We start from the raw sequence: 5,223 nt of genomic DNA, 5'->3' as shown, positions 1-5,223 counted from the left end.
TGCTACTTCTAATAACCTACCGAAAGTCTTTCCCAATTATTTTTTAGCCGTCAGTCTAGATTTGAGATGAGGGAACTAAACGACTAGGTAATTCAGGAAATAATAAGGCTTAGAGATAAGCAAAACCCATTACCTGTTACCTATTCCCTATTCCTCATCCCTCATTTATTTTTTATCCTTTAAACTAAGCCAAGCCAAGCCAAGAAACCTTTACCTGTAAGGTATTCAATTAATAAGATTGCTGCAAAACCAAGCATGGCTGCACGAGAATTCAATCTTTCTGCATAAGAGTTAAAACCAAATTTAGGAGTTTCTAAATTGGGGGTAACGCTGGGTTCGATATCGCTTTTAGTCATAATGTTATTTTTTGTCTAGTTAAATCAACAAAACTTTACCATTTTATTCTAACTGTTAGTGGGTTTTTCGTGATGAACTTCAATCACAGTGTGAACGTTACCCCTAGGGGTAAAGTCTCCTTTGACAGTTGCTTCTAGAGGATCGCAAGCAGCAACGAAGTCATCTAAAATCTGGTTGACAACTTCTTCATGAGGAATATAGCGATCGCGATAACTATTAATGTAGAGTTTTAATGATTTTAATTCGACTACTTTTTCATCGGGAGAATAGGTAATATATATAGTGGCAAAATCAGGATAACCAGAAAAAGGGCATTTACAAGTAAATTCAGGCAAAGTAATATTAACGTTAAATTTACGACCAGTTCGTGGGTTGGGGAAGGTGACTAATTCTCCTTCGGCGATCGCTCTTTCTCCATATTTCATGGATTCGGTGCTAGTTGATTCGGAAAAAGTGGTCATAAATCCTGCTTGATTTGATTGATTTACTGAATTTTGCTGCTCAAATATTGTATCAACTACCAGACTAGTTAGTTACTTTAATTGACTGAGTTGGTTACGGGAGTTGCTTTGGTGACCGAACCATTATTAATACCCATAGTGAAGTTCAATGGAATGTCTGGATAGGCTTTAACTACTTGACGGTATACAGAATAATTGGTGGGCAAATTAATTCTCTCCCCATCTTGGTTATATTTGACTCGGTACTCTACTTGCCGTAGTGCTTCAAGTTTGCCTATTTTTTCGTATGGTTTTTGCTTACCAGCTTCTATTTGGTCTACACTCGGTCTGGGAGGATTTTTGGGCCACCAAATACCTTTGTCGTCTTGGCGTACTGCCCCTTCAGGCTCTTGTCCGTTAATGCTAGTTAAAGATACCGACTCAAACTCTTCATATCGAGGGCGTTTATCGTTATTTATATCGCCTTCGTAGTAAGGAACTCGCCAAGTAATAGTCGCCGTAGAAGTTGCTTCATATTGGGATGACTCTTGATTACCACAGCCATTGACTAAAACAGCCATACCTAAGGAGGCTGACACTAAGCAAATTTGACTAAAATGGGGACGAGAAAAAAATCTTGAATTGTATTGCATAAGTGTTTTCTCTAAATTATCTTTAGCTAATTGTCTCTTGTAAAATATCCAGAATAAGACAAAAATATGTGAATATATGTAAGAGATAATACTGTAAAAAGTGAGTCCTATTAGAGTTACACATAAATACTAAAAAATTAGTTAAGAGATGGCAAGAAGTATATTATTAGGATTGTGTGCAACAGTAATGATTCCGCTACCTGTTGCTAAGGCAGTTGCTACTGAGGAAATAAAAACTTTTTTGCCTAGCACAATCAAAACAAACAATAATTTAGCAAGCTTTTGCAGTTTAAACTTTAAGCTCGATCGTTGTATACCTTTTAAAAGCAAAAATAGTCGTAAATCGAAAATATATTCGGAACTTTGGTTAAAAAATATTGGGCAAGTTTTACTATCTGGCTCTATGTTTCCAGGATGTAAAACAACTTTGAAACTATCATCAAATCTACCAAGCGAGCAATTTTCAGTATTGGGCAATCAATCGGGTAATTTAGACTGTTTTTTTAGTTGGCAAGAACCTGGGAAAAGCAACACAAAAAGTCAACTAAATCGAGATATATTATTATCTGAAACATTATCTAAATCCAATCACTTTTTAGAATCGAAAAAAAACCGAGTAGCAATTGAAACTCCTCAAAAATTCCCCAAATTATCCCGCAGTAGTTTGATGGTGTCTTATCCCAAAACTAATAGTACTTTCAAGCCTAAAGAAACCAAATTAGCCAATCCCGCTCCAGAAACCAAGAGAATCGCGAGTCCTTTTGGTTGGCGCAAAAGACCTTATAGCTATCAACTCCAGTTTCATCAAGGTATTGATTATGGCGCGCCTTTAGGATCTCCTGTAGTAGCTGTAGGAAATGGCATTGTAACGAGGGTGGTATCGGGCTGCTACGACTTTGGCAATCTTTTTTGTGGCGGACAGTTAGGTAATTGGATCGAAGTCGATCACGGTAACGGTAAATTAGGCATTTACGGACATTTAAAAAATAATTCTATTACCGTCAAAGAGGGGATGAAAGTTCGTAAAAATCAAAAAATTGCCCAGGTAGGTAGTTCGGGCTGGTCTACGGGAGCGCATTTGGATTTTCGATTTAAAGTGAATGGTAAATATGAAGATCCTGCTCTATATGTCACTGTTCCTAGTTTTTAATAATGTAGGTAGGTAGGAAAAAATAAAGTTAACTTACTATTATCCACATCGAGTTTAATCAAAATCTATCTATCTTTAGATGTATTTTTTTAAAATTATAATTGTAGTTATAGTTTTTTTATATATAAAATATATAAATATTTGCCATAAAGGATATTATTGAAGTTGGTAGCTTATTAGTTGCTTTTTGACGCGATACAATAAGTTTAATCAAAGATATTCTTGTGGACAGATTAAGATCTACTATCTATTGATATCTTTAATTTTATAAAAAAGATTTTAGCTAATGAATAATAATTAAAATGCCAGAAAAAATCGAGCAAGAACTAGAACCCAAAGATATTGATAGTTTGATTGTTTTGTTGGAGAAATGGCTAGAATTAATCTGTCAGATGCAAGTTATTCAAGATAATTTGAGTCATATTCCTGAAGAATTAGGTAAATTAAAACGTTATTCTCATGGCAAAGTCGATCGCGATCGCTTTAATGCTCGATCGAGAGCTATTTTAGCTAGTCTAGATGCTCAATTACCCAAATTATTCGACTTAGAAGATCGAGTAAATGATTCTATTGCCCTGAAAGAAATTATTGAGGCTTTACAACAAAAATCTAAAAATAAAGAAGATTTAAGTTACGAAATATCTTTTCAAAAAGCTAAACTCAAGCGTACTATATCCCAATTTAAGCAAAGCGATCGCAACTCATCGTCTGGTAATTTGTTAAAGCAAAAAATTGCTCATTATTGGGATCGTCATTATGCAAAATTGAGTTTGGCTGTAGGAGTATTTACTATAGCTTGTTATGGTTGGTTTGTTCATTTGGGCGACGAACAAAATGTCGAAGGAAATATCAAGACTCTTCAAGCTAGAGAATATACTTCTTCTGTTACTCTTCAAGACTAAGAAGCAGCGATCGCGATCGAATTGTAGACTTATAGTGTAGCCGTTAATCGGTAAAATTATTTGGTAAATAGCTGGATAAATTAATTTTGCACGATTGCTCATGTCTACTTTTGCCTCCTTGGAAGAAGCGTTAAAACACTACTTCGGTTACGATTCTTTTCGATCGGGACAAAAAAAGATTATCGAAGCAGCTTTACAAAAAAAAGATTTGCTCACCATAATGCCTACTGGTGGAGGTAAATCCCTCTGCTTTCAGTTACCTGCTTTGTTAAGAAAAGGCATTACGATCGTTGTTTGTCCTCTGATTGCTTTGATGAAAGATCAGGTAGATGCTTTGCAAGATAATGGTATCAATGCAGTCTGTCTTCACAGCAATCTGGAATATGAAACCAGGCGATCGCATCAAATTGCTATTTTAGAAAATAAAGTCAAGCTGTTGTATGTATCCCCAGAAAGGCTTTTGAAAGAGCGTTTTGGAGAGTTTTTAGACTTAATAAACTCTAGGGTAGGTATTGCCGCGATCGCCGTTGATGAAGCCCACTGTGTATCCCAGTGGGGGCATGATTTTCGCCCCGAATATAGCCAGCTTAAACTATTACGCCAACGCTATCCTCAAGTTCCCATTCAAGCCCTGACTGCTACTGCCACCAAACGAGTACAGCAAGATATCATTCGACAATTAAACTTGCGATCGCCTGACATTAGCGTTGCTAGTTTCGATCGCCCGAATATTACCTATGAGGTACAGCCCAAGGATGGCAATATATATCCCAAGCTATTGCGGGAAATTCGTCTCCAGTCGGGGGCGGGAATTGTTTATTGTCGCAGCATCAAAAAAGTTATCGAACTTGCTAACAGATTGCAAAAGGATGGAGTACAAGCCGCGCCTTATTATGGCGATTTGTCCGCTTCAGCCAAGAATAAAAATCAAACTGGTTTTTTGCGGGATGACGTGCGAGTAATTGTGGCGACGGTGGCTTTTGGTATGGGTATTAATAAACCCGATGTGCGCTTTGTGTTTCACTACGATTTGCCAGGCAGTCTAGAAAACTTCTATCAGGAGTCGGGAAGGGCGGGGAGAGATGGCGAACCTTCTAAATCTATCTTATTTTTTGGTTATGGCGATCGCCGTACCATCGAACATTTTATCGAACAGAAATCTAACCCCAACGAACAGAAGATCGCTACCCAACAACTGCGTCAAACCATCGATTATGCAGAGAGTAATTTATGTCGTCGCAAGATTATTTTGCGTTATTTTGGCGAAAGATATAGCGGTAATTGTGGTAACTGCGATAATTGTCTAGATCCCAAACCCATAGAAGATTGGACGGTGGAAGCCCAAAAATTCCTTTCTTGTGTTGCTCGTTGCGAACAAAAGTTTGGTTTGACTCACATAGTAGATGTTTTAATTGGTTCGAGAAATAAAAAAATCCGTCAATACGGACATCATTTACTATCTACCTATGGCATTGGTAAAGGTCGAACTACTAATGAATGGAAGATGCTCGGCAGATCTTTAATTCATCAAGGTTTGGTAGGGCAAACTACCGACGGCTATCCCGTTTTGAAGCTCAATAAACGCAGTTGGGATGTTTTATTAAATCGATTGTCCGTAAAAATTGCCGTTAGCAGATCGAAACATAAAATCAAGACCAATTATAATCCCCGTCAAGCCGAAGCCGAACTTTTATTCGAGAAACTCAGAAAACTCCGCAAGC

At 37.3% G+C, this 5,223-nt stretch carries 7 protein-coding genes; 3 read left to right on the top strand and 4 right to left on the bottom strand.

Features of this window, described 5'->3' with window-relative positions; translation table 11 throughout:
* Window positions 1–179: 179 nt before the first annotated feature.
* The 4 genes from AC33VI_RS06060 to AC33VI_RS06045 form a co-directional block, all read right to left on the bottom strand.
* Window positions 180–356, bottom strand: coding sequence for a hypothetical protein (locus AC33VI_RS06060; protein WP_491781371.1), 177 nt, complete (start codon window positions 354–356; stop codon window positions 180–182).
* A 48-nt stretch (window positions 357–404) separates the two neighbouring features.
* Complete coding sequence (queF, locus tag AC33VI_RS06055; protein WP_491781370.1) at window positions 405–818, bottom strand: preQ(1) synthase; 414 nt, start codon at window positions 816–818, stop codon at window positions 405–407.
* Between the two features lie 77 nt (window positions 819–895).
* Complete coding sequence (locus AC33VI_RS06050; protein WP_491781369.1) at window positions 896–1,396, bottom strand: hypothetical protein; 501 nt, start codon at window positions 1,394–1,396, stop codon at window positions 896–898.
* Between the two features lie 195 nt (window positions 1,397–1,591).
* Complete coding sequence (locus AC33VI_RS06045) at window positions 1,592–1,927, bottom strand: hypothetical protein (protein WP_491781368.1); 336 nt, start codon at window positions 1,925–1,927, stop codon at window positions 1,592–1,594.
* Between AC33VI_RS06045 and AC33VI_RS06040 the strand changes: the two genes are divergently transcribed.
* The 3 genes from AC33VI_RS06040 to recQ all read left to right on the top strand — a co-directional run.
* Entirely contained in the window at window positions 1,920–2,600 is a 681-nt protein-coding gene (locus AC33VI_RS06040) for a M23 family metallopeptidase (protein ID WP_491781367.1), read from the top strand. The genes AC33VI_RS06045 and AC33VI_RS06040 overlap by 8 nt on opposite strands.
* Before the next feature lie 302 nt (window positions 2,601–2,902).
* Window positions 2,903–3,502 carry a hypothetical protein gene (locus AC33VI_RS06035; RefSeq protein WP_491781366.1) on the top strand — a complete coding sequence of 200 codons (600 nt, stop codon included), beginning with the start codon at window positions 2,903–2,905 and terminating at the stop codon, window positions 3,500–3,502.
* 100 nt (window positions 3,503–3,602) lie between these two features.
* Window positions 3,603–5,223: DNA helicase RecQ (gene recQ / locus AC33VI_RS06030; RefSeq protein ID WP_491781365.1), on the top strand; the 1,621-nt coding region annotated here is incomplete at its 3' end.

The organism is Waterburya sp., assembly GCF_058530065.1.
This window is presented reverse-complemented; position numbering and strand designations above follow the sequence as displayed.

What these genes read in the sequence shown, in the direction of transcription:
- AC33VI_RS06060 (WP_491781371.1), bottom strand. Translation starts at nt 356, where the DNA reads ATGACTAAAAGCGATATCGAACCCAGCGTTACCCCCAATTTAGAAACT.
- queF (WP_491781370.1), bottom strand. Translation starts at nt 818, where the DNA reads ATGACCACTTTTTCCGAATCAACTAGCACCGAATCCATGAAATATGGA.
- AC33VI_RS06035 (WP_491781366.1), top strand. Translation starts at nt 2,903, where the DNA reads ATGCCAGAAAAAATCGAGCAAGAACTAGAACCCAAAGATATTGATAGT.